This window comes from bacterium (assembly GCA_014360495.1).
Taxonomy (GTDB): domain Bacteria; phylum Armatimonadota; class JACIXR01; order JACIXR01; family JACIXR01; genus JACIXR01.
Genome location: JACIXR010000007.1, coordinates 76,079 through 102,355, shown reverse-complemented (window position 1 = coordinate 102,355; position 26,277 = coordinate 76,079). Strand labels below are relative to the sequence as shown.

Below are 26,277 nucleotides of genomic sequence, written 5' to 3'. Positions count from 1 at the left end.
TATGAAGCGTTTCCTATTTTTGAGTTTAATTAGCTTGATAGCTTCCCTTGCTTTTTCCCTTGAATTGCCGGCGCCCAATGGAGCCTTGAGGTTTCAGAATGAGGCGCCAGCCGTACAGGGAGCCCTTTTCTACACAGACACCCTGAAGGTGGTAAAGGGTGGCGTATTCTATCTCTCCCATAGGGGGATAGTGGAGGGAAGCGAGAAGGTAATCGCAAATGGGCGCTTCCTCAAGCGGGATGTAGATTATATCATTGATTACGCTAATGGAACGATTCTCCTCCCTGGGGACATAAAATCGGGAACCCTCATCGTCTCTTATCACTATGACCCGAATAAGCAGAATCAATCTCCAAGCGGACTGCCTCTCCAGCTTGCGTTCAACGGCGGTTCATCTACCCTCAGCCTATTTACTTTCTTCCGCCCCGCTGTAGCGGGTCAGGATAAGATGGAGACTTGGATTGTCGGCAGTGACTTGACCTCAAAGTTGAGCTCCAATGCGACTTGGAGGGGACTCCTCTTCTTCAGCAGAACATCACCAACGAATAACTATCTTGCTGGTATGACAAGGGATAACGCTGCCCCTGCTCCCTCCCAGAAAGGCAAGGCTTTCGCCAACTGGTTGGATTACTCCTTGGGGAAGGGGAAGCTGACCCTCTTCTATCAGGAGATAGACAAGGATTTCCTCGCTCAGGGAATTCCCGATAATCTAAACGGCAAGGATGTTGCCTTCCTCAAGCAGGAGGCGGGCACGAAGAAGTTTGGAGTTGGCTACCAAAGCTCCGCTTTTTCCCTTTCCTTCACTCGCCAAACCGTTGACCCCCAAACGAAGGGCAACCAAGGAGTGGCAAGGGAGAAGGGAATCACCAAGCAGATAATCTCTGGGCAGATAAAGCTCTCCGATTCGCTTTCCCTTTCCACTGTTTACAAATCCGCCACCGACGGTAAAGGGGAGGGAAAATTGAGGCAGATAGAGCTAAAGGGCAATAACAACGAGTTCCTCCGTCTAACCCAGCAAAGCATAACCTCCGATTTCGTGAGGGGGAAGGATTTGAACGAGCCGGAAGCGAAAATATGGGCGAAGGAGATTGGGATAAGCAGGAATTCACTGGAACTTTCCAAGAATCTTCTCCCCAATATTACCCTCAACCTTTCCCAGACGAGGATAAAAGATGAGAAGGATGGAATTGAGAGGGGGAAATTGGACTTGAAGGGGAAGAATTTCTCCCTTTCAATCAGCAAGCAGGAAGTTGGACGGGATTTCGCTCGCTTTGGCAATTTAACTGAGCCCGACGCTGGTCAGCTCGCAAAGGAAAAGGGGTTGGCGAGGAAGACCATTGAGGGTTCGTTCAACTTCTCGCCTAAATTGCAGACTTCCTTTAGCATCGCTAGCTTATTGGATGGGAAAGAAGGTTGGAAGGGCAACAGCCTACAATTGAAGAGCGATAAGTGGCAAATCTCGTTCTATAAGAGTGAGTTCAGCGAGGGGTTCAGGCGTTTCGGAGATTTGACCGACCCGGAAAAGAAGAGATTTGCCAATGAATGGGGAATAAAGAAATCCCTCTTGAGCGGTAATTTCAAGCTTGATAACCTCCTGCCGGGCTTGACCCTTTCTCTATCCTCTCGCAAGATAGGGGACTCTCAAGGTTCAATTGACGGGAAGAGCATAGAGCTGAAAGTGAAGGACCAGCCTATTTTCCGCTTCGCAACTCAAACCATAGACCCATCGTTCACGAGATTTGCGGATTTAGCAGAGGCTGACAAGGGACGCCTTGCCCAGGAGAGGTCCGCGGAGAAGAAGGACTTCTTCCTTGCATTGCCTCTCTCAAAGAATCTTGCCTTCTCCACCTCCATCACCAAGATAGAGAGCTTGGATATCACGAGGAGCGACGGGATGTGGGGCAAATCCACAACCCATAGCGTCCATAACTTGGCATTCACCGGCAAGAATAATCTGAAAGCCTATCTCACTTTGGATTCCACCAAGCAGGTTAGCGATGTTAATCGTTCCAACGACATCTATAACCTGATAGTTGAGAAAGCCTTCGCCAATGCTCACCTCAAACTCCAGAGGATGCAGGGATACAGGAAGGAAGGGGATAAGGAATTTCAGTCCGATTTGACCGTTATAAACTTTAACCAGTCTTTGAAGAAAAACTTCTCCTACGCCCTTAACTTTTCTCGTAAAAATCTGGAGGATGGCAAGAGAATTGACGAAGGAAGCATTGATATCAACTCTCCTTTGCTTAAAGGAAAAGCGGGAACCTTGAGCTTTTCCTTTAAGGAAAGCGCGGAGCACAGCTTCAGGAGGATAGCTCTTGTTCAAAAACTTGATTCCCAATCCCAGTTTAAAGCGGAGAACATCAAGATGACGCAAAACGGGAAGGACGGAAAGAAGCAGGAATTCTCCTTAACGAGGACTTTCATCCCAGGTTTAACTGGCAATCTCGCATATGGAATCCAGTCCCTCGGAGATAAATCCAACTCTTACCGCCTGCTTCAGGCTAATTATCAACCTCAAGGTGCCCCCTATAAGCTCAGCTTCACCTTCAAGGATAGGAGCGGGCAGAACGACAAGACGACGAGGGGATTGGATATCGTCTATCCCTTTGATGGGAAGACCTTCACCCTTTCTTTGTTGAGAAATCCCGAGGACCAAAAGGGAAATGTCCTCAATACCAAGAGGGTCGTCTTGAAATATCAGGGCTCTCCAGTCCTTTCTGGTGAATACATTCTGGATAGCAATTATATGAATGGAAAGATGAACAAGCAGTATGCACTTCAATACACTCCTTCCCCGAAGTTCAACTTGAAGATTGCGCTTCTTGATAATGTTCCCGACCCAAATAAGAAGCTTACCAGAAAGCTCAATTGGGAGATTGCATTCCCTCTCAACGATAAGCTTTCCTTCAAGGGATGCCACGAATACAACTTCATAGAGAGGGAAAATAAGGGAGTTTACAAGAGCCTTTTTGCCATCTCCGGCAAGCTTTCCGCTTATGAGACGCTTGATACCTCTGTTAGCCTTGACTACTCCTCAATTGCGGGAGACAAGGTTGGTGGAATAACCTACAGGTTCTCCTATTCTCGCAACATAAATCCTGAGAACTCCCTCAGCTTGTCCGGCTACTACACCGATAACTTCAAGGGGAAGAACAATGTCGGTCTCAGGCTCGACCTCACCCGCTCCTTCTAATTAGTTGCAACTTTTTCATTCTTTGAATTTAACGAAACATTTCTTTGATTTCTCTCCAATTCTTACCCTCTAACGCTGCCTCAGCAATCAGCGGAGCCCTTCTCGCTTCACCTCCATATATGCCCAGGGGGAATGTATCACAAAATTCCTCATTAACTGCTCCTCCTCCACAGGCAAAGGGGATTTCTATACCCTCCTCCAGAAGTCTTTTGGCGATGCGGGGAAATGCAGACATAGTCGTGGTCATAAGTGCCGAACCCCCCAAAAGAACCGGTTTATGCTTCTTCACTGCCCTTATAACCTCCTCATCATCAATATCCACTCCTAAATCTATTACTTCAAACCCAGAAGCAGAAAGGAGTGCTTTCACTATGTTCTTGCCAATGGTATGAATATCGCCTTTAGCCACAAAAAGCACCACTTTCCCCTTTTTCTTCAACCTTGCCCCCATTTTCCTCTCGCATAGTTCTAACCCCTCCATTAGAGCATCAGCGGAGAGCATAACTTGGGGAAGGAAGAAGTAGCCTTCTTCCCATAATTTCCCTACCTCATCCATTGCCTTAACCAATCCCTTCTCTATTACTTCTTCGGGATTGGCTATTGAAAGGGCTTCCTCGGTCGCCTTCCTGCATTCTTCTTTATTACCTTTAAGCACTGCTTCCCTTATACGGGGAAAGGGAGTTTCCACTTCGGGGGTTATTTCTTTTCCCTTTTTCTCTTCAATTCCGTAGAGTCTGAAGGGATAGATGGGAGCAGATATTCCTGTGAAGGTCTTTGGTAGGCTTGCCTTATGCGTTTCCTCAACCATCGCACGCAGGTTAGAAGAGGGGGTACCAAGGGGGAGGGCGCAGCCAGGAGCAACTATGTCGATTCCATCCCGGATGGCTTTTCTTGTTGCTTCCCTAACTTTTTTCTCGTCCCCATGAAGAAGGGTAGTGGAAGGATTAAGATTACCCAGCAAAGTAACTTTCATTTTAGTAATATCTCTTGCCCTCCTCAAGTCTGTTTTATCATCAATGCTTAAGGCGTCAGCACCAGTTTCAGCCATATATCCGATTATAGGGGTAACATTCCCGCAAATGTGGAGAATTGAGGGGAGAGATATAAAGGAAAAAAGTTTTTCGTGATAGGGAAGAATAAAATCTTTATACATATCTGGACTAATCATATCAGTGGAGGCGGTCATATCCTCAACACAGATTATGTCAGCACCCGCCTCCTCAACAGCTTTAACAAGAATTTCATTCACCTGTAGGGCCATCTCCATGTAAGGAAGAATCTCCTCGGGTGAAATAGCCATCTGCATAAGAAGTTGGGTCATCCCAAACAGATAGCCGGTTATTGTGAAAGGGCCAACAAGTCCAACTATGAGGGGCACTTCCTTAACTTCGTCTTTGATAATTTTAATTGCTTCCAAGAGGACGGGTATTCTTCCCCTTTTTAAGATATCGTCGGGAAGGATAAACTTATCCCCTATGCGATAAGGATGGGATATGACAGTTGGTATGTTGTCGCTACCAAGGAAAACCTCACAACCAAGCGCCTCCGCTTCAATAGTTTGGCAGAAGGGGATTCTTACTGCGTCAAATCCGATTAATTTATGACCTGCAATCGCTAAATGGGACATCTTCTCGGGGTCTTTATGAGCAGCGGGGAAGAAGCTATTAACTGCCTTCATTTGCTCAAATGTAGGCGTTGGATTAGCGGAGAGGCAGGGGTAAAAGCTTTTTCTTTCCCTCAAAAGCGAAGCTAAAACATTTTTAAAGATAGACATTTGCATTACCTCCTTTTAGATGTCATAGGAAGATGGAAGGAAATCCTCAACAAGTGTTTCGTATTTGCCCTTCATATCGTGAGTGAATTTCTCCTCATCGTCAGGAAGGGAAGAAAGTTGCAGGAGAGCGGAATCTAAGGCGTCTAATTCCCGTTGGGGAATTTGTAAATTCCCTTCCTTTAACTCTCTTTTAATTATTTCGCCAGCCTTAAGAACAGCCCTTTTCGCCCTTAAGTAATATCCTTGGGTATCGGCTACTACTTTTCCGATTTCCCAGGCTACATCTGGTGAGATGACCAATGCTTGAGGGTCACGATATTTATCAGAAGCAACCAGCAAATCTCTTAAGCACTCAGCGTAGCCTGTAGCGAGGGCTGTGTTGAACAGAGAAGCATCGTAGCCAAGTATCTCCGTGAAGACGGCAATCGTTGTGCCACCAAACATATCTCTATACTCAACAGCCTCATTAGACCACAAGTCGCATACCGAGGCGGCGAGATTTCCCATTAAATCCATATGAGCGCAAGCAGCTGTTTTCCCTTCCATGGATATTGGGACACCAGTGATTGCCTTTATTATGGGGTTTTCGTATCCACAATCCTTAAGAGGTCCTTTAGCTCCCCTTTCCACCGCAACCAAAGAGCGGGCTCCCGCCATTGCTCTAATTAGAGCGGCAACGGTATGCGGGAAGTCTCCCCCTACCATCCCGCCAGCAAGCATCATCGCGGTGTTAGCGTGGGCACAATCCGTATCTCCACCCGGGATGGATTCGTATTGCTCCGCTATCTCAACGATTCTATCCCAAAGAAATTCCATATCCCTGCTTCCCAATACAGCTATGGCGAAGAGAATGCCTGGCAAATCCTGACGAGTGAGAGCGTAATTGAAGACCTCTTTGCCCCCTATTGATTCAATAGAGAGGACATCTGCTCCCGCTCGGGCACATCTTTCAAAAGATTCAAATAATAGGTCTGTCTCCTTGCTCTTCCTCAAATTATGCTCACTCCTCCTCACATCAGCTATCGTGGCTCGTAGAGCGCATTTTATCCCGTATCTTTGATGAAATTTATGGAGGATATCCTTACAAATCTTTACGACCTCTTCACCCCAAGCCGGGTTAAGGGTGAGTTGGGCAACATGTTCTATTTCCAACATTATGGAGGGAAATCCAAGCTTTATTGCCCTCTCCATTATATCATTTGTAATGCGTTTGTATTCTTCAAGCAGTGAATCAAGGCTGGCTTCCATTCCGGGGCGAGGATGCGGCTTAATCTCGGGGATAACCTCCCCTGAACCAATCTCCAAGCCTAAGCCACACTTTATCGGCTTTTTTGAGATGCCGAAGAGCATCTCCTGCCAATTTTCATAAACCATACTACTCATATCCAAATCAACCTCCTAAATTTTTGAATTATTTTAGTAGGAAATCTATCCGTCGTCAAAAAATTTATTCTTAGGTATTGATGTAAATATTGAGAAAAGAGGAAGGTTGGTTGAATATACGCTTATGGTGATTATAATTGCTTTAATAAATTCTGGGGTGAGTTAAAGAGATTCCCAAATAAACATTAAGAAACGAAAACTTTCATTTTATTTGGGTGTAACATTTTTCCCTCTTAATAGTCTAATAAAAATGAAGCGTGAAGCCTCTTCCTCATCTTTTTCACCTCCTTTCCTTTCAAGTGTGCCCGCCCCCAGGGGGCGGGCACACCTTTTATTAAAGCATTTCGGACAGAGGTCAAAGGTTTTTGTTGATAAATATTGTTCGGAAAATTTGTAAATGTGCTGAGCGAGTTTGGGGCGATTAGAGCAGTACCTATGGGGCTATATCAATTTTGCAACAAAACCAAGTAAACTATTTATTTTTATTTATTTTTCATTTAAAATATTTCTAATAATTGAAAGGAAGGAGAGGAAAATGAAGAAAGGAAATATAAAACTCTTTTGCCTTGCTGGAGGAGGTGCCTTTTGGCTTCTCCTCTTCTCCCTTTTCCAATCAAAGGAAATGAAACAGCCTCTCCTCTCTATGAGAGATAAGTTCGTTGATTATCTCTGGGCAAGATGCGACGACTGCTGGCATGAGGGAGAATATGATTACTGCATAAAAATAAACAGGCTAATCATCACTTTAGACCCCTCCTTCGTTGATGCTTATTTGACATCCGCTTGGCTTGCCGATAGTATGGGAAGGGAAGAGGAGGCGAGGAAATGGCTTGAGGAAGCGGTGAAGAAGGCGCCCTCCTGGGAATCCTATAGCGACATCGGGCTTTTCTATCTCAGGAGAAAGGATTACAAAAAAGCGGAGGAATATTACAGAAAAGCCTGCACCGATTATTCACCTCCTCCCTATGTCTGGCGAATGTTTGCCCATTCCCTCTACAATCAGGGGAAGATAAAAGAAGCTGTTGAGGTTTTGGAGAAGGCGGTGAAGAAATACCCTGACGACGCAATAACATTAAATCTATTGGAAAGATTCAAGAAAGAGGTGAAAGAAAAATGAAGATTATGAGAGTGTTTCTCTTCCTCTTCATCTTTATTTTGCTCTTGGATTTGATGGGATGCGTGGAGAAGTTCACTGTATCTCCGCCCCAGACTCCCGAGACGAAAGCTCCAAGTGAGTTTTTCCCTTCTTCTCCACCCACTTCCCCTCCTACGCCCACTGGTTTGCGGATAGCTGTTCTCCCCGAGGACCTCGCGGATTATGGGGTTTTGAGCGATGCGGCGAACATTTTAAGAGATGCATTGGGGATAGATGTCCAGTTCGTTTCCATGCAAAGCGACTGCGACCTCTATGTGGGAACGGCGGGCGAGATAACCGCTATGGCTCAGCAGGGAAAGCTTCAGCCAATTGGGGACATTTTGCCCAGCTCAGCCTCATCCCTTGCCTCCGCATTCTCCCAGGACGGAAACATCTATGCCCTCCCCTTGGGAGGGAAGGGGAAAGTCCTCCTGATAAATACATCCCTCCTTTTAGAAAAAGGTGTGCCTCCCAGGGCTCCTGCAACCTTTGAGGAGTGGGCGAAAATGATGCGTTTGCTCAAGGCGAGGGGAGTGCGTTATCCCTTATTCCTCCCTATGAGGGGCGATAATCTCTTGGAGGATTTTGAGCTCTTCTCCGCAATTTATGGAGGAAGCTCCTATTTCCAGGATAAGCCTAACTTCAGCGATGTCTCAAGGCGAGCGCTCATAGCCCTTTCTACTCTCGCTAAGGAGGATTTAATAGACCCATTATCCTATGAAGCGGGAGAGGATGAAGCCAAGCAGGCGGTTAAGGGAGGTGGATGTGCTTTCGCTGTTGTATGGGGAGATGAGCTTCCCGCGGGAGTGGAGGTCGCCTTGATTCCTCCCTCCCAAGATACCTACGATTTAGAGAAAAAGCCTGCTGTTTCGCTTGGCAGGGTAAAGGGTATAGCTTTGTTAGCGAGTTCCCCTATGGTGAAGGAGGGGAAGGCGTTCATCAAGTTAGTGTCATATCTTCAGAAGATGAACAACAAGGATATAGAGGCTTTGGCTCTTTCTTTTGCCAATCCCTGTCCCTCATTTCGTCAATATCCTAGCGAGAACCAAGTTGTGGCGAGATTCATTTCCTCCGCAATTCAAGGGATAATATCCCCAGAGGAAGCGATAAAGAGAGCGCAGGAGGCGTTGAAAGCCCTGCCTCAGCAGGTTCAACCAGAGCAAACACAACCAGCCCAGCCGCAAGGTCCTCAAACTCAGCCACAATATCCGCAAGCCCAGCCACAAGGTCCTCAGCAGTCCCAACCCGTTCCGGGAAATATCCCCACGATGTAAGTTGTAAAAAAGCCGATTAATTGCGAAAAATAAAGGAATATATAAAAAGAATGGATGGTAGGCGATTTTGGATATTAAGAAGTTAACTTGGTAGATATGAGTAGGAGTAGAATCGACAAAGGAAGCTTTCGGTGTTTCGGGAAGAACAAATTAAAGGACAAAGAAATTTGTGGATAGAGGTTATCAAGTGGGTGTGCGGGAGGATTTCCTAAGGAGTCTCAAATGTTATGGAATCATACATCTTGTTGATTAGCTTGTCTCTTGATATTATATGATACTATAATATAAAATAGGGGCGAGTGGCGGAACTGGTAGACGCGTCGGACTTAGGATCCGATGGGTTCAACACCTGTGGGAGTTCAACTCTCCCCTCGCCCACCAGAGCGGGCGTAGCTCACATGGTAGAGCATCGGCCTTCCAAGCCGAAGGTCGCGGGTTCGAGTCCCGTCGCCCGCTCCAAATTTTTTAGAAGGAGGAAAAGCCAATTATGGATGTATCCCTTGAGAAGTTAGCCCCCTGCTATATCTCTCTCAATATCAAGGTTGAAAAGGAAAAAGCGGAGGAGGCAATCAGTAAGGCGCTTGAATATTTTAGAAAAAGAGTGCAGGTCCCTGGCTTCAGAAGGGGCAAAGCCCCCCTGACCTTGGTCCGCCGATACATCGGGGAGACTTACCTCAAGGAGGAAGCCGGTCGGATATTGGCTGAAGAGGTCTATAAGCAGGTTATAGAGGAAAAGGATATCCATCCCTATACCAATCCCGAGATAGAGATTGAGAAGTTTGATGAGGGAGAAGATGTCCTCATCAACGCTAAAGTTTATACCCAACCCACCGTAAACCTCCCTCCCTACGATACCATTGAGGTGGAATATAAGCCAATAAAGGTAGAGGAAAAGGATATTGAGAATAAATTGGATGTCCTTCGCCATCGCTTTGCGGAGACGCAACCTCTGAAAAGAAAGCAAGTGAAAAGAGGAGATGTGGTGGATGTTGCTATCCAAGTTTATGTTGATGGACAACCCTACAGGGAGGAGAAGAAGGATAGAATAATAGTTGGAGATGAAAACCTCATTCCTCCCATTGATGTCCATCTTGAGGGGATGAAGGTGGGAGAGGAGAAGGAAATTGAAGTGCAGTATCCTCCCGATTTCAATAATCCCGAGCTGGCGGGAAAAAGTGCCGTGCTCAGGGTGAGGGTGGAGGGGATAAGCAAGCTGGTTCTTCCCAAATTGGATGATGAGTTCGCTCGCAAGGCGAGCGAGTTCAATACTTTGGATGAATTGAGGGAGAACATAAGGAAGGAATTGGAGGAAGAAGCGAGGAAGCTCGCAGAGGAGCAGCTGGAAAGGGAAATCTTTACCCGCCTCGTAGAGCTTTCTCAAGTTGAATTTCCCGAGCCGATGTTGCAGGAGGAGGTGAGTGAAAGGTTCGCTCGCTTAATGGAGAGCTTGGAGAGGCGGGGATATGATTTGGATACCTATCTCTCGGAGAATAATATGACTTTGGAGAGATTGCAGATGGAGCTGGAAAGAGATGCAAGGGATATACTTGTGAGGAGGCTCATCCTGCAGGAAATTGGTAGGAGGGAAGGGATTTCTGTCAGCGAAGAGGACATAAATAAGAGAGTTGAGGAGCTTGCGGAGGCGAATCAGGTGCCGCAGGAGAGTATGCGGCGCCTTCTGGAGGAGACGGGAAGGATGGATGAGGTGGTCGGTGGTATCTATTTGAGGAAGATTCTTGAATTTCTCAAGAAATCGGTTAAAATTAAAAAGGAGGAAGAGAAATGAGCCTTGTGCCCATTGTAATAAAGCAGTCCGCGCGCGGAGAGAGAGCTTACGATATCTTCTCTCGCCTTTTAGAGGATAGGATTATCTTCATCGGGACGCCGATTAACAGTGAGGTAGCTAATCTCGTCATTGCTCAGCTTCTCTATTTGGAAAGGGAGGACAAGGAGAAGGATATAGACCTCTATATCAATTCCCCTGGCGGGGAGGTAACAAGCGGATTGGCGATTTACGATACTATGCAGTTCATCAAGCCGGATGTCTCAACGATATGCATTGGACAGGCTGCTTCCATAGCTGCTGTCCTGCTTGCCGGAGGAGCTAAGGGCAAGAGATTTGCCCTTCCCTATTCCCGCATACTCATCCATCAACCCTGGGGGCAAATTTTCGGGCAAGCTACGGATATAAAAATACAGGCTGAGGAGATAATGAGGCTAAAGAGGATAATCCACGAGATTCTCGCTCATCACACCGGTCAGCCGATTGAGAAGATAGAGAGGGATACGGAGAGGGACTATTATATGTCAGCTCTTGAAGCGAAGGAATACGGGCTAATTGATAACATAATCTATCCTCGGGACAAGACGAAGGAGCTTCAGGTGGCGAAATGAGCCGGCTTGAGGAAAGAAGATGTTCATTCTGCGGAAGAACGGAGAGCCAGGTAGGTCGTTTAATCATAGGGGAGAAAGGAGCTATTTGCCCCGATTGCGTTGAGATAGCGAGCGAGCTCTTGAAGGAGCATGGCTTCAGACCGCAAAGGACTAGCTATAGCGGAAAGCTTCCCAAGCCCCAGGAAATTTACGATTTCCTCAATCAGTATGTCGTGGGACAAGATAGAGCGAAGAAGATTTTGTCGGTCGCGGTTTATAATCACTATAAAAGGATATCCTCTTCTAATAGGGACGATGTCGAGCTTCAGAAGAGCAATATTTTGCTTATAGGTCCCACAGGGGTAGGCAAGACGCTCCTTGCCCAAACACTTGCGAGGCGCCTTGATGTTCCCTTTGCCATCGCCGATGCCACTACTTTAACTGAGGCAGGTTATGTGGGCGAGGATGTGGAGAACATCCTTCTTCGTCTTATTCAAGCTGCTGACTGGGACCTTGAAGCGGCAAAGAGGGGGATTGTGTATATAGATGAAATTGATAAGATAGCGAGGAAATCGGAGAATCCCTCTATAACGAGGGATGTATCCGGTGAGGGAGTTCAGCAGGCGCTTCTCAAGATATTGGAGGGAACGATAGCGAATGTCCCTCCTCAAGGCGGAAGAAAACACCCCTATCAGGAGTTCATTCCTCTTGATACCACAAATATTTTGTTCATCTGCGGTGGGACCTTTGAGGGATTGGACAAGATAATAGAGCAGAGGACAAAGAGCTCCGCTATAGGTTTTAGAGCGGTTGAGGAGGAAGAGGAGCATGGGGATATTATGCATAAGGTCCTCCCCGAGGATTTACATAAGTTTGGGCTCATTCCCGAGCTCATAGGGCGATTGCCAGTCGTCGCTGTGCTTGACCCCTTGGGAATTGAAGAGCTGAAGAGGATTCTCACAGAGCCTAAAAACGCCCTCTTGAAGCAATATCAGGTTCTCTTTCAGATGGAAGGGGTTGAGCTTATAGTTGAGGAGGAGGCAATTGATGAGATTGCGAGGGAGGCGATAAGGAGAGGAACGGGCGCGAGGGCGTTGAGGGGCATTTTGGAGGAGATTATGCTTGATGTTATGTTCAAGCTTCCCTCTATGAAGGGAGCGAGACGCTGTATCATCAATAAAGATGTGGTAAGGGGTTTGAATCCTCCCCTTATTGAATTTGAAGGCGAAACTGCGGTATCGTAAGGAGTGAATCTAATATGCCAGAGGAAAAAGAGCAAGAAAGGAAAATTCCTTCTGAACTTCCCCTCATCCCTCTGAGGAGGGGGACGGTGATATTTCCCAACATTTTAGCTCCCCTTGAGATTGGGCGTCCGCGCTCATATAAAGCAATTGAGGAAGCGGTTCAAAAGGACAAGCTCATTGTTTTGGTGGCGCAAAAGGACCCCGATGAGGACGACCCCGGTCCAGAGGACCTCTATGATATAGGGGTTGTGGGTGAGATAGTGAGGATGTTGCCCCTTCCCAACAATACTGTGAGGGCGCTTATTGGTGGAGTTAAGAGGGTAAAGATAGAGGAGTTCTTGCAAACCGACCCCTATTTTTTAGTTAGGATTCAGGAGCTTAATGATATAGTTGAGGATTCGCCGGAGGAGCTTGAGGCGAACAGGAGGCTTGTGATTTCCCTCTTTGAACAGCTTTGGAGGATGAGCAGGAATATCTCACCTGTGGCTGAGACGATTCCACCCGAGTTGGTCGGCGAGATAAAGACGATAACAGACCCATCAAGGGTAGCGGATTTGATTGCCTATTATCTTGGACCGCCTTATTCCATAAGCTTAGAGGATAAGCAAGCGCTTCTTGCCACTCTTTCCGTGAGGGAGCGTTTAGAGAAGCTCGCAACCATTCTGAGGAAGGAGCTGGTAGTGCAGGAGATAGAGGGTAAGATAAAGAGCAAGGTGGAGAAAGAGATAGGGGAATCGCAGAGGGAATTTATTTTGAGGGAGCGGCTCAAGGCTCTGCAGGAGGAATTGGGGATGAAGGAGGAGGGGGTATCGGAGTATGAAGAATATAAGAAGAGGATAGAGGCGGCGGGGATGCCGGAGGAAGTGAAGGAGAAGGCGATGAAGGAGTTGGAGAGATTGTCCAAGATGCCGAGCATCGCTCCCGAGGCTGCGGTCATTAGGACATGGTTGGATTGGCTTGTTGAGCTTCCCTGGAATAAACGCACGGAGGATAACTTGGATATAGAATATGCGAGGAAGGTTTTGGACGAGGACCATTATGGATTGAAGAAGGTGAAGGAAAGGGTTTTGGAGTTCCTCGCCGTGCGGAAGTTGAGGGATAAAACGAAAGGACCCATTCTCGCCTTCATAGGTCCGCCCGGTGTGGGAAAGACCTCCATAGGGCGTTCAATAGCAAGGGCAATGGGACGGAAGTTCGTCAGGATATCGCTCGGTGGAGTGAGGGATGAAGCCGAGATAAGGGGGCATAGGAGGACCTATGTGGGTGCCCTGCCGGGAAGGATAATCCAGGGGATAAGGACAGCTGGGACGAAAAATCCCGTCTTTATGCTTGACGAGATTGATAAAATAGGAATAGATTTTCGCGGCGACCCTTCCTCAGCCCTCCTTGAGGCGCTCGACCCCGAGCAAAATTACGCCTTCTCCGACCATTATCTTGAGGTTCCCTTTGACCTCTCGGAGGTTATGTTTATCTGCACGGGAAATGTGTTGGATACCGTCCCACCTGCCCTTCAGGATAGGATGGAAGTGATAGAGTTTCCCGGCTATACTGAGGAGGAGAAGCTAAACATCGCTAAATATTTCCTTCTTCCCAAGCAGAGGAATGAGCACGGTTTGAAGGAGGATATGTTGGAGATAACCGATGATGCCCTTATGAGAATCATAAGGGAGTATACGAGAGAGGCGGGAGTGAGGAATCTTGAGAGGGAGATTGCGAATATTTGCAGGAAGGTGGCGGTAAAGGTGGCGGAGGGGAAGGAGGAAAAGACGATTGTAGATGCGGAGGCAATACCCGAATATCTTGGTGCCCCTCGCTTCCGATATGGAGTGGCTGAGAAGGAGGACGAGGTTGGAGTGGCGACGGCTTTGGTTTGGACTCCTGTGGGAGGGGATACTACCTCAGTTGAGGTTGCCGTCCTCAAGGGAAAGGGAGAGCTTATTCTAACGGGTAGGTTAGGTGAGGTTATGAAGGAGTCAGCAAGGGCTGCTCTTTCATACATTCGCTCAAGGGCAAAACAGCTGGGGATAGATGAGAGATTTCAGGAGAAGACCGATATTCATATCCATGTTCCCGAAGGTTCTATTCCCAAGGATGGTCCATCCGCAGGAATAACGATTGCCTGTGCTCTTGCATCAGCCCTCAGCGGAATCCCCGTTCGGAAGGATGTCGCTATGACGGGAGAAATCACCCTCCGAGGGAAAGTCTTGCCAATTGGAGGTGTGAAGGAGAAAGTTCTTGCCGCTCATAGAGCGGGGATAAAGACGGTTATCTTGCCCAAGGAGAATCAAAAGGACCTTGCCGAGGTCAGCCCGAAGGTGCTTGAGGAATTGGATTTCAAATTCGTTGAGCATATGGACGAGGTATTAGAAATCGCCTTGGCGAGGGATAAAGCACCCGCCTTGGCAAGTAGGGGTGATGAAGAGTGAGCATTTCCACTCGCTATGACCCCTTATCCATAGAGGAGAAATGGTATAAGTATTGGGAGGAGAAGGATTTATTCCGTCCCTCCGGCGAAGGGAAGAAGTTCAGCATAACGATTCCCCCACCAAACATAACCGGCTCCCTCCATATGGGTCATGCCCTCAATTACACCCTTCAGGATATCGTTATTAGGTATAAAAGGATGAGAGGCTATTCGGCTCTCTGCCTCCCCGGCACCGACCACGCCGGCATTGCCACTCAATATGTGGTTGAGAGGGAGTTAGCTAAGGAGAAGAAGACGAGATTTGATATAGGAAGGGAAGCCTTTTTGAAAAAGGTTTGGGAGTGGAAGGAAAAATATGGGGACACGATTATAAAGCAGTTCAAGAGGATGGGCTATTCATTTGATTGGAGCAGGCTCCGCTTCACTCTTGATGAGGATTATTCAAAGGCGGTCAGAACAGCATTCGTTAGGCTTTACGAGAAAGGGCTTATATATAAGGGGTTAAGGATGGTCAATTGGTGTCCCCGCTGTCAAACTTCCCTCTCCGACCTCGAGGTTGAGAACAGGGAGGAAGAGACAACTCTTTACTACATAAAGTACCCTGTGGATGATGGCTCTTTCTTCATAACCGTTGCCACGACTCGTCCAGAAACAATGCTGGGCGATGTAGCGGTTGCCGTGCATCCCGATGATGAAAGATACAAGGAATGGGTTGGTAGGAAGTTCGTCCTCCCCTTTACGGGAAGGGAGATCCCCTTGATAGCTGACCCCTTCGTTGACCCTGAATTCGGGACTGGAGCGGTTAAGATAACTCCCGCCCACGATATGGATGATTATGAGGTTGCCTTGAGGCACGGCTTTGAGCCGAAGGATATATTGAAGAAGTTCGTGATTATGGATAAGAGGGGAAGGATTGTTAAGGTCAAGGCATATGAGGGGATGGATAGGTTCGCCGCCAGGGCGAGGATTGTGAAGGAATTGGAGAAGGTGGCTTTATTGGAGAAGAGCGAGCCCTATATTACTGTAATAGGGCATTGCTATAGATGTGGAAGCGTCATAGAGCCATATTTATCTGAGCAGTGGTTCCTGAAGATGGACGAATTGGTGAAGCCGGCGATTAAGGTTTTGGAGGAGGAAGAGGTAAGGATAATCCCTGAGAGGTTTAAGAATATACTTTTGGAATGGCTTAGAAATATAAAGGACTGGTGCATATCTCGTCAGATATGGTGGGGGCATCCCTTGCCATTATATAGGTGTGTTTCCTGCAACCAATATTTTGCCTCTGTGGAGAAGATGACGAAGTGTCCGAAATGCGGAAAGAGGGTGAGGCAGGAGGAAGATGTTTTGGATACTTGGTTTTCCTCTTCTCTTTGGCCTTTTGCTACTTTGGGCTGGCCGGAGGAAACGGACGACCTTCTTAAATATTATCCTACGGATGTTCTTTTTACCGCGAGGGATATCCTTTTCCTCTGGGTTGGTAGGATGATAATCATGGGTTTGGAGTTTATGGGGGATATCCCCTTTGAGAAGGTCTATGTTCATCCCACAGTTCTCACGGAGAAGGGGAAGAGGATGAGCAAATCATTGGGAACGGGAATTGACCCTCTTGAGCTCGTTGATAAATACGGTGCTGATGCTGTTCGCTTTGGTCTCGCCGTTCAGGCTTCAACCGGTCAGGACCTCCGCTTCTCTACCAACAGAATAGAGATGGCGAGGACATTCTGCAACAAGATATGGAACGCCACGAGATTCGTTCTCCTCAACATAACTGGAGAGGTAAAGCCCATAGAAGAGTTAGAGATTAAGGATACATTTGATAAATGGATACTGACGAGGCTTCGCAAGACTATTAGGGAAGTGACAAAGGGATTGGAGAGCTATAATTTCGATTCCGCCGCCCTCGCAATTTACAACTTCTTCTGGGACGATTTCTGTGACTGGTATATTGAGATATCAAAGCAAAGAATGGAAGATGAAGTTGTTCGCTCAATCCTTGTAGAAGTGCTGGACACCTCCCTTCGTTTACTCCATCCCTTTATGCCTTTTGTCACAGAGGAGCTTTGGCAGAAGCTACCCCATCAAGGAGATAGCATATCCCTTGCTGATTGGCCTGACGAGGAGAGATATCCACTTGATGAGGAGATTGAGGAGAGGGTCAAGTTCTTCCAAGAGGTGGTTAAGGAAACGAGGAATATGAGGAAAGTGTTGGGATTCGTCCATCGCGCGAAGCCCCAACTTCTCCTCTATTACAACGAGGCAGAGACTCCGCATATCGCTGAGGAGGAGAAGGAGATAATAAAGAACCTCTGCACATTGAGTGATATAAGCGTTTTGGAGAGCTTACCTTCGGAGGGGAAGTATATGAGGTCAAGGGTGGGGAGTGTGGATTTGCTTCTTGAGGTGAAGAAGACAGCCAATGTGGAGGAGGAAATTAAGAGGGCGAAAAAGGAATTGGAGGAAGTGGAGAGGGAGTTGGAGAAGGTGGAGAAGAAGCTCCAAGACGAGCTGTTCCGTTCCCGCGCGCCGCAGGCGATTTTAGAGAAGCAGGAGGCGATAAGGCAGGAACTGTTGGAGAGGAAGCAGCTCCTCTTGGAGCGGCTTTCCTTCCTTAGCGAAGCGGAGGATTAATGTGGGAGGGGATTGGCTATGCCCATATCCAACGCTCAAATCGCTCAAATTTTCTATCGCATAGCCGAGCTATTGGATATTAAGGGTGAGAATCCTTTCAAAGTGAGGGCATACGAGAAAGCGGCTTTGGTTGTGGAGTCCCTTTCCGAGCCGATAGAGAAGGTTTATCGGGAGGGGCGCCTCAAGGAAATCCCCGGCATCGGCAAAAGCATAGCGGAGAAAATAGGGGAACTCATTGAGACGGGGCGGCTTTCCTATCTCGAGGAGTTGGAGGCAAGCATTCCCGCGGGAGTGGTTGAACTTCTCAAGATTCCCGAGGTTGGACCTAAAACCGCATGGCTCGTTTATAATCAGCTTGGAATAAAATCAATAGAGGAGATGGAGCAGGCGGCGAGGGAGGGGAAATTGCGCCAACTCCCTGGACTCGGTCCGAAGACGGAGGAGAATATCTTAAAGGGAATAGAGAGATTGAGGAGATTTGGTGAGCGTGTTCCCTTGGGCATCGCCTTGCCATTCGCCCGTCAAGTAGTGGAATGGTTGAAGGAAAGGGCGCCAATAGATAAGATAGAGCCCGCTGGCTCTGTTAGGAGAATGAAGGAAACTATAGGGGACATAGATATTTTGGTTACCTCTACTCAGCCCTTGGAGGTTATGGATGCCTTCGTCTCCCTCCCAGTTGTGCGGGAGGTTATAGCTAAAGGGGAGACGAAGACGAGCGTTATCACTGAGATGGGCATTCAAATGGATGTGAGGGTGGTGGAGCCGGATTGCTTCGGTGCCGCTCTCCAATACTTCACTGGTTCGAAGGAACATAACATTCATTTAAGGAAGATAGCCCAGGATATGGGATTGAAAATCAGCGAATATGGAGTTTTTAGAGGGGATGAGAAGATAGCGGGAAGGACCGAGGAGGAAGTTTATGGTGCACTAAATTTGCCATGGATTCCTCCCGAGCTGAGGGAGGATAGAGGGGAGATAGAAGCGGCTGCGGAAGGGAAGCTTCCCAAGTTGGTGGAGATTAAGGATATAAGGGGAGACCTACATATCCATACAAAACATTCAGATGGGAACTTCACTATTAAGGAGATGGCTTTGGCAGCAAGGGAAATGGGCTATGAATATATAGGGATAGCCGACCACACGAAGGGGTTGGGGGTGGCAGCAGGGCAGGATGAGGAGGAAATCCTGAAGGAAAAAGAGGAGATAGAGAAATTAAATGAGGAGTTGGAAGGGATAAGGGTTCTTGCAGGGGTTGAAGTCAATATAAGGATGGACGGGACGCTTGACATAGATGAGGAGGTCTTGGAGCAGTTGGATTTCGTGATAGCCTCTGTTCATAGCGCCTTCAAGCAGCCGAAAGAGGTGATGACGGAGAGGATTTGCAAGGCGATGGAGAGGGAGGTCGTGGATATCCTCGGGCATCCCACTGGGAGGCTTATCGGCAAGAGGGATGCTTACGAGGTGGATGGTGAGATATTGATAGATGAGGCAGTAAGGACGGGGACGATTTTGGAGATAAATGCCTTCCCTGATAGGATGGATTTGCCCGACATACTCTGCCGGGCTGGTAAGGGCAAAGGGGTGAAGTTCGCAATTAACACGGATGCGCATAGCATAGACCAGTTAAATCTCATAGAGTATGGCGTTTCCACGGCGAGGAGGGGTTGGCTCGAAAAGGAGGACATCGTGAACTGCCTCCCGCTTGACGAACTTCTGAAGATATTCAAGAAATAGAATTAGAGAGGTGCTTTAAGTGAGAATAGAGAAAATTGAGAAAAGAGATGGAAAGGTAGTCCCTTTTGAGAGAGAGAAGATAACAAACGCTATCTTCAAGGCTATGGAGGCGGTGGGAGAGCCCGACTACGAGCTCGCTGATAAGCTTAGCAAGAGGGTTGTGGAGATATTGGAGAAGAAGCTTCAGCCTTGGCAAATTCCTAAAGTTGAAGAGGTTCAAGATATAGTTGAGGCAGTCCTAATAGAGGAAGGGAAGGCGAGGGTAGCTAAAGCCTATATTTTATATAGAAGGAAAAGGGCGGAAATTCGCAAGGAGAAGCAGCAAATCCTCAATAAAACAGAGATAGACGAGGTTGATAAGAGGTTTGATATAAATGGGCTCAGAGTTCTCGCTTCCCGATATCTTAGGAAAGACCCTCAAGGGAAGGTAATAGAATCCCCTAAGGAGCTGTTCCAGAGGGTGGCGACCCATGTCGTTTTGCCATCTATAATGTATGATGAGAGGGTTTTCCAGAGGGGTGGAAAGCCACTGCCGAAGGAGAAGCTTTCTCCAACGCAATATGAGGGGAAATTGAGGATAGGCAAGTATCTCCTTAATCCTTTTCATATAGAGGCGCTCTTCAGGATGTATGAGAGATTTAATAAAAAGGGGAAGGTGAAGATTCCCCTTTCCCAATTGCTTGACATGTTGAGCAGGGGCGAGTTTGATGATTATGAGAAGGAGCTGGAGGATTATTATCAGATAATGGTGGACAGGAAATTTTTCCCCAATACGCCCGCTCTCGCCAACTTCGGCAGGGAATTAGGGATGGGGCTCGCGTGCTTCGTTTTGGATATAGATGATAGCCTTTACTCCATTATGGAGACGCTTAAGAACGCAGCCTTGATTTTCAAATCCGGCGGTGGAGTCGGATATAACTTCTCCAAGCTGAGACCAGCGGGAGATTTCGTCAAGAGCACTGCGGGAACAGCTTCCGGACCAGTCACATTTATGACCCTCTTTGATAAGATGACGGAGGTAATAAAGCAAGGCGGAATTAGAAGGGGAGCGAATATGGGGATTTTGAACTCCAACCACCCCGACATAGAGCAATTCATAACCGCGAAGAGGGGAAATCTTCAGTTGAGGAATTTCAACATCTCCGTCCTCATAAAGCCAGAGTTCTGGGATTATTATCGGGAGAGAAAACCTTACCCACTTGTCAATCCCCGCACTGGTGAGGTTATGAGATACATTGACCCGCATGCGTTGTTTGACCTCATCGCCTATCAAGCCTGGGAATCAGCCGAGCCGGGTGTCATCTTCGCCGATAACGCGAACAAATACAATCCTTTCCTCAAGACCCTGGGTCCAATTGAGACAACTAATCCCTGTGGGGAATCGCTTTTATATCCCAACGAATCCTGCGACCTCGGTTCAATAAACCTCTGGGCTTTCGTAAGGGTTAGGGAGCGTAATGGAGTCAGGGAGGTATCAATAGATTGGGATGACCTCGCAAGAGTTATTAAACTGGCAACCAAGTTCCTTGATAACATCCTGGATGTCAATCATTATCCTCTCCCAGAGATAGAGGAAATGAGCCTAAACACGAGAAAAATAGGCTTGGGGATTATGGGTTTAGCCGACCTTCTCTATGAATTAGAGGTTCCCTATGATTCCGAAGAGGGAAGGGATTGGATGGGAAGGTTGATGGAGTTCGTCAACTTCCACTCAAAGGTGGCTTCTATTCAACTCGCTAAGGAAAGGGGTAGTTTCCCTTACTTTAAGAAGAGCTTCTTCCCCGAGGGGAAGCTTCCCTTTAGGGGATTCTATGAAAAGGAGAGCTGGCGTCAAGATTGGCAAAGCATTGTGGAGGGGATAAAGGCTTATGGCTTGCGAAATGCCTATACCACAATCGTTGCTCCCACGGGTAGCATCTCTATGATTGCTGGGTGTTCAGCTGGAGTAGAGCCGAATTTCAGCCTCGTTTATGAGAAAAGGGTTTCAATCGGCACATTCTACTATGTGAATCCTGTGTTTGAGAAGTTGATGGAAAGGGAAGGGCTTTTTGACGAGGCGCTAATTAGAGATGTCGCAGAGAACGAGGGCTCCTGTCAGAATCTCCCCTATATTCCGCCCCATTTGAAGCGTGTATTCGTTACTTCCCTTGATATTTCCGCGGAGGACCACATAAAGGCGCTCGCTGAGATACAGAAATGGACCGATTCTTCCGTTTCAAAAACGATAAACTTTCCCGCAAGTGCAACTGTTGAGGATATAAAGAAGGCTTACCTTCTTGCCCATGAGCTCGGATGTAAGGATATAACGGTTTTCAGATACAAGTCAATAAAGGGCGTTTATGCCTTTGGTGGGGAGAAAGAGAGCAGGGGGAAAGCAGAAGAGCTGGCGGATATGAGGGATGTGAAGGCAAAGGGTCCCTCCATTTACCTGAAGCTTGGTCCCAGCGAGGGAAAGAGCGTCTCGGAAGATGAGGAGCTTTGTCCCGTATGTCAGACGCCACTGCTTCAGCAGGAGGGATGTAAGATATGCCCTAATTGTGGTTGGAGCGTTTGCGCTGCGGGATGATATTCGTTCTCACTGGCGAAGGAAAGGGCAAAACGACATCCGCAATAGGAATGGGGATAAGGGCGCTTGGGGCGGGGAGGAAAGTGCTAATGGTTCAATTTCTTAAGTTCCCAACATCCGAGGCGAAGGTTTTGTCAAATTTGGATAATTTCTTTTTAAAAACCTTTGGAGAAAAAGGCTTCGCTGTCCCAAAAGAGATTTTGGAAAAGGAGAAGGATTTCAAGGGATTAAGGGAGATAAGCGAAAAGGATAGGGAATTGGCGAGGGTGGGTTTCGCTTTAGCGAGAAGATGGGCGGAAGAGGGAAAATGCGATTTCCTCATCTTGGACGAGCTGACTTGGGCGATAAATCTCTCCCTTTTGGATAAAAAAGAGGTTTTGGATTTTTTGAAGGAATTCGCTGGAAAGATGGACATAGTGATAACAGGTAGGAATTGCCCTGAGGAGATTTTGCAAATCGCTGACCTCATAACGGAGATGAAGATGGTAAGGCATCCCTACCAGAAGGGCACCGCACCCCGTAAAGGGATAGAATATTGACCATCTATAGGAGCGGGCTCTTTTCTTTAAATCAAGGCGAATAGTAGTTCCAGACCGCTTTGCTTCGTCTATACCATTGATTCTTCCAGAGGCGTTCCCTCTTGAGATTGGGATTAGGGGCGGTATTTTGATAGATATGAAGCTCCTTTCCCGAAAGGACTATAACTTCCTCCCTCCAATCGCCAGCAACATCAGCTACATATAAACGGTCGGCTTTTTCCTTGAAGCGAGCTATGAACTTACCAGTTAGTGGGTCTATAATTGCAACATCACCCGGCTTTTGCCTGTCCATAGCACATAAAAGTTGGCGACCGCTACCATCCCAATGAATCGCATTGATTACCTCTATTCCCTCTTTCGGCCAATCCGGGGGAGCTACTTCGCTTAATTCGTAAGAGGCGATTATATTCCCTAGCGCATCATATACCCATGGCTTCTGATAAGTGTTGTATCTACTGCGATTCCAAATCTCCAAGCCGGGACGCTTTGGGTCAAATTCACCGATAGCTGCGTTTTGAGGCTCTTGCCCTTTATAGTCCTTTACCCATATCAAGCCCTTAGCATTGTAAAGGAAGGTTCGATTTCCTCCTTCTTCAAGCGCAACTACCTCTAAGCCGGGTATATCGGGGCGGACATCCCCAAAATAAACGCTATCAAGATGACCTCGCACCTCTAATCTGTATAGCTCTTTACCATCTGGTGATAAAATGGAGCCGCTTATGATTTCGTCTCTTCCGTCGCCATCTAAATCAACCGCTCTAAGTCCGTTGTGTGCACAAGCGAGGAAATCATTTCTTTGCCAAATAGGTTTTACCCTTCCTTTAAGCAAATCGTCCAAGGAAAAAGCTGATACATAGCGCCCCATCCTGTATCCTTTGTTATTTGTGGCTTGTAGTACTAAATCTTTATCCCCTTTGCCTCTCAAATTCACCAGCACAAGGTGCTCCCATCTATCCGTTCCCTCGGGGTTGGGAATCTTTATCGCGTATTTTCCCTTCCCGCTAACTCCGTCCAATATATGGAGAGTGCTATCCCTTGTGAGAAAGAGAACTTCCGTCTTTTTATCCCCATCAATATCTCCTGCCTGCACACCGGGACCGTGATGACCTGGCAATCCTACTTTTTCCGCCGGTCCACCTACTTGGATATCCACTTCCTTAACCCAGAGCTTTCCGCCGTCCCAGCGATAGGCTGCTACATAGCCTTTGCGTGTGATTAGATAATCCATTTTCCCATCTCCATCCAAATCCGCCACGATAATGCCACCGCCGCTATCCTCAACAGGAGGGAAATCTATCTTGATAATGAAGGGATTTCTTGGATACGGCGTAAGGTGGTTCGCTTGTTTCACTTTTTGGGCTGATAATGCTACAGCCAAAGAGAGAAGAATGTTAGCAAATAAATTTTTGCTCATATCCATTTACCTCACTAATTTAGACACCCTTAGGGCTAATTCTGTTACTCATTTGAAATAAATGTATAAGGTATACAAATTTCTTTCCTCATTTTGGTTTCTTTGATATAATGGAAAAAATTCCCCGGCAAAAGGAGTTGAGAGAATGGGAGAGCTTGTCTTTATATTCCTGCTGATAATCGGCTTATCCCTTTTCGCAGGAGAAGCGGTTATCTCGGTTGATATACAGAAACCGCTGCATAAAGTGAGCCCTCTTCTCTGGGGTATCTTCTTTGAGGAGATCAATCACGCAGGGGAAGGTGGGCTCTATGCTGAATTGGTGAGAAACAGGGATTTTGAAGAAGGAGATGCCCCGATTGGTTGGTATATAGTTCAGGAGGGGGAAGCAGAAGGAGAAATATCCGTTGATTCCTCTCATCCCCTTAATCCCTCTAATCCTCGCTCCTTAAAGATTTCGGTTAAAAAATTGGGGAGAGGACGGCTAGGTGTTGCGAACTCCGGCTTTTGGGGAATAAAGATAGAAAAAGGGAAGCTCTACGATTTATCCCTTTATGCTCGCTGTAATGGGAATTATAGGGGCGATATACTTGTAAGTTTGGAACATCCAAGCGGAATAGTCTACGCTCAGTCCCGCATTCAGGGGATTGATTCAAGTTGGAAGAAGTTTCAGGTTGTCCTTCACGCTGAGGATTCCTTCCCTTCCGCACGCCTGGTCATTTATTTGACTTCTCTGGGAACTCTCTGGCTGGATGTAGTTTCCCTTATGCCAAGGGATAGGTGGAAGGGTCTGCCCTTTCGTTCCGACCTTATGCAGATGCTTGCGGATTTGAAGCCGTCCTTCGTCAGATTTCCTGGCGGTTGTTTCGTTGAGGGAGAGCGGCTTGACCATGCGTTACGCTGGCGGAATACCATCGGGGATATAGCGGAAAGACCGGGAAGATGGAATCTCTGGGGTTATAGGACGACGGAGGGGCTCGGGCTTCACGAATATCTGCTTTTATGCGAGGCGCTGGGAGCGGAGCCGATACTCGCTGTCAATTGTGGGATGTCCCATCAGGAAATTGCTCCCCTTGAGAAGATGGATGAATGGATTGAGGATGCCCTTGCGGCTATTGAATATGCCATAGGTCCGACCACGAGCAAATGGGGGGCTCTACGGGAGAAGAACGGGCATCCCCATCCCTTCAAGCTACGCTTCGTTGAAATCGGAAACGAGAATTGGGGACCAGCTTATGAGGAAAGATATGCTTTATTTTATAAAGCCATAAAAGAGAAGTATCCTAAATTGACTTTAATCGCGAATGTGCCAGTTAAAAGCGCTCCTATGGAAATCGTTGATGAGCATTATTATAATTCCCCTGAGTGGTTCATAGCTAATTCCACTCGTTATGATAAATACGACCGCAATGGACCGAGCATTTTCGTCGGAGAGTATGCGGTAACCCAAAACTGCGGGACGGGGAATTTGAGGGCAGCCATAGGCGAGGCTGCCTTTATGACTGGATTGGAGAGAAACAGCGATATTGTTATCATGGCTTCTTATGCTCCCCTTTTCGTCAATGTGAACGACAGAAGATGGAATCCTGACTTAATCTGTTTTGATAACGCGAATGTCTACGGCACTCCCTCCTATTATGTTCAGATGTTGTTCAGCGAAAATAGGGGAGATGTTGTTCTTCCCGTTGAGGTGCGAATGGAGGATGAGAAGCCCGTTCTAAAGGGAGCAATTGGCTTGGGAACTTGGCTTACCCAAGCGGAATTCAAGGATTTGAAGGTGTATAAAGAGGATAAATTGATATTTGGAGCAGATTTCTCAAAGGGATTGGAAGGATGGAGGGTCGTGCGCGGCGATTGGGAAGTGAGGGATTATTCTCTCCAACAGAAATCCCTTGAAACGGATGTAAGAATTGTTTATGGAGATGTCAATTGGAGCGATTATACGATAAGCCTAAAGGCGAGGAAGTTGGGTGGTGCTGAGGGATTCCTCATTATGTTCGCTGTGAAGGATGATAACAACTGGTATTGGTGGAATATAGGTGGTTGGGGGAATACCCGCCATGCGATAGAGAGATGTGTGGGTGGAGGCAAGAGCATTGTCAGCGAGACGGTGGAGGGAAGCGTGGAAACTGGGCGATGGTATGACATCAAAATAGAGATAAAGGGCAATAAGATAAGTTGCTATCTGGATGGCAAGCTAATACACGAGATAGAGGAGAGAATGCCTTCTCCTGTCCTTGCTTCCGCCACAAAAGATACAAATAGCGGGAAGGTCTTCATCAAAATAGTGAACACGAGCGATAAGTGGCAGAACGGCGAGCTCGAACTCAACGGCGGGAGGCTGGAGAAGCAAGGGGAAATGGTAATCCTCACGGGCAATTCCCCCGATGAGGAGAACAGCTTCTCCCAGCCGAGGCGTGTTGCACCGATAAGCAAGATTATAGAGGGAGTTAGCAATAGATTTACAATCAGCCTGCCTCCTTATTCCCTTACAGTTTTAAAGTTGAAGGAAGCGAAATGATATACAAAGTGAAATTTTTCTTGCTTGATTTATCATTTGTTGTAAAATAGATTCAGAAATTACCCGAAAGGGGT

The 26,277-nt window shown here is 47.2% G+C and carries 15 protein-coding genes and 2 tRNA genes; 14 read left to right on the top strand and 3 right to left on the bottom strand.

Translation table 11 applies throughout. From position 1 onward, the window contains the following. Window position 1: 1 nt before the first annotated feature. Window positions 2-3,196 carry a hypothetical protein gene (locus H5T88_07245; protein MBC7330137.1) on the top strand — a complete coding sequence of 1,065 codons (3,195 nt, stop codon included), beginning with the start codon at window positions 2-4 and terminating at the stop codon, window positions 3,194-3,196. A gap of 28 nt (window positions 3,197-3,224) precedes the next feature. Here H5T88_07245 and H5T88_07240 read toward each other — a convergent pair whose 3' ends face one another. Together H5T88_07240 and H5T88_07235 are read right to left on the bottom strand one after the other, a co-directional pair. Next, window positions 3,225-4,970 carry an MtaA/CmuA family methyltransferase gene (locus tag H5T88_07240; protein MBC7330136.1) on the bottom strand — a complete coding sequence of 582 codons (1,746 nt, stop codon included), beginning with the start codon at window positions 4,968-4,970 and terminating at the stop codon, window positions 3,225-3,227. Between the two features lie 15 nt (window positions 4,971-4,985). After that, entirely contained in the window at window positions 4,986-6,353 is a 1,368-nt protein-coding gene (locus H5T88_07235) for a methanol--corrinoid methyltransferase (GenBank protein ID MBC7330135.1), read from the bottom strand. A 535-nt stretch (window positions 6,354-6,888) separates the two neighbouring features. Between H5T88_07235 and H5T88_07230 the strand changes: the two genes are divergently transcribed. From H5T88_07230 to H5T88_07175, 12 genes are all read left to right on the top strand, one after another. Further along, window positions 6,889-7,470: a tetratricopeptide repeat protein gene (locus H5T88_07230; protein ID MBC7330134.1), complete on the top strand. Its 582-nt coding sequence runs from the start codon at window positions 6,889-6,891 to the stop codon at window positions 7,468-7,470. Further along, window positions 7,467-8,762, top strand: coding sequence for an extracellular solute-binding protein (locus H5T88_07225; GenBank protein MBC7330133.1), 1,296 nt, complete (start codon window positions 7,467-7,469; stop codon window positions 8,760-8,762). The genes H5T88_07230 and H5T88_07225 overlap by 4 nt, the downstream gene beginning before the upstream one ends. 293 nt (window positions 8,763-9,055) lie before the next feature. Next, a tRNA-Leu gene (locus H5T88_07220) sits at window positions 9,056-9,143 on the top strand. Between the two features lie 2 nt (window positions 9,144-9,145). Continuing rightward, window positions 9,146-9,221, top strand: a tRNA-Gly gene (locus H5T88_07215). A gap of 28 nt (window positions 9,222-9,249) precedes the next feature. Beyond that, entirely contained in the window at window positions 9,250-10,548 is a 1,299-nt protein-coding gene (tig, locus tag H5T88_07210) for a trigger factor (GenBank protein ID MBC7330132.1), read from the top strand. Continuing rightward, entirely contained in the window at window positions 10,545-11,156 is a 612-nt protein-coding gene (clpP, locus tag H5T88_07205) for an ATP-dependent Clp endopeptidase proteolytic subunit ClpP (GenBank protein MBC7330131.1), read from the top strand. The genes tig and clpP overlap by 4 nt, the downstream gene beginning before the upstream one ends. Next, window positions 11,153-12,379 carry an ATP-dependent Clp protease ATP-binding subunit ClpX gene (gene clpX, locus H5T88_07200; protein MBC7330130.1) on the top strand — a complete coding sequence of 409 codons (1,227 nt, stop codon included), beginning with the start codon at window positions 11,153-11,155 and terminating at the stop codon, window positions 12,377-12,379. Before clpP ends, clpX begins: the two co-directional genes overlap by 4 nt. Before the next feature lie 14 nt (window positions 12,380-12,393). Continuing rightward, window positions 12,394-14,805 (top strand): endopeptidase La, encoded by a 2,412-nt coding sequence (gene lon, locus H5T88_07195; GenBank protein MBC7330129.1) that lies wholly within the window; start codon window positions 12,394-12,396, stop codon window positions 14,803-14,805. Continuing rightward, complete coding sequence (locus tag H5T88_07190) at window positions 14,802-17,432, top strand: valine--tRNA ligase (GenBank protein MBC7330128.1); 2,631 nt, start codon at window positions 14,802-14,804, stop codon at window positions 17,430-17,432. The genes lon and H5T88_07190 overlap by 4 nt, the downstream gene beginning before the upstream one ends. 24 nt (window positions 17,433-17,456) lie before the next feature. Further along, the gene (gene polX, locus H5T88_07185) at window positions 17,457-19,166 is read left to right on the top strand and encodes a DNA polymerase/3'-5' exonuclease PolX (protein ID MBC7330127.1); all 1,710 of its coding nucleotides are present in this window, start codon (window positions 17,457-17,459) and stop codon (window positions 19,164-19,166) included. Between the two features lie 19 nt (window positions 19,167-19,185). Continuing rightward, entirely contained in the window at window positions 19,186-21,732 is a 2,547-nt protein-coding gene (locus H5T88_07180) for an adenosylcobalamin-dependent ribonucleoside-diphosphate reductase (GenBank protein ID MBC7330126.1), read from the top strand. Further along, window positions 21,729-22,271 carry a cob(I)yrinic acid a,c-diamide adenosyltransferase gene (locus H5T88_07175; GenBank protein MBC7330125.1) on the top strand — a complete coding sequence of 181 codons (543 nt, stop codon included), beginning with the start codon at window positions 21,729-21,731 and terminating at the stop codon, window positions 22,269-22,271. The genes H5T88_07180 and H5T88_07175 overlap by 4 nt, the downstream gene beginning before the upstream one ends. A gap of 31 nt (window positions 22,272-22,302) precedes the next feature. On the opposite strand, the gene H5T88_07170 is transcribed toward H5T88_07175, so the two are convergent. Then, window positions 22,303-23,685 carry a VCBS repeat-containing protein gene (locus H5T88_07170; protein MBC7330124.1) on the bottom strand — a complete coding sequence of 461 codons (1,383 nt, stop codon included), beginning with the start codon at window positions 23,683-23,685 and terminating at the stop codon, window positions 22,303-22,305. A 145-nt stretch (window positions 23,686-23,830) separates the two neighbouring features. Between H5T88_07170 and H5T88_07165 the strand changes: the two genes are divergently transcribed. Next, window positions 23,831-26,203 (top strand): alpha-N-arabinofuranosidase, encoded by a 2,373-nt coding sequence (locus H5T88_07165; protein MBC7330123.1) that lies wholly within the window; start codon window positions 23,831-23,833, stop codon window positions 26,201-26,203. Window positions 26,204-26,277 lie beyond the last annotated feature (74 nt).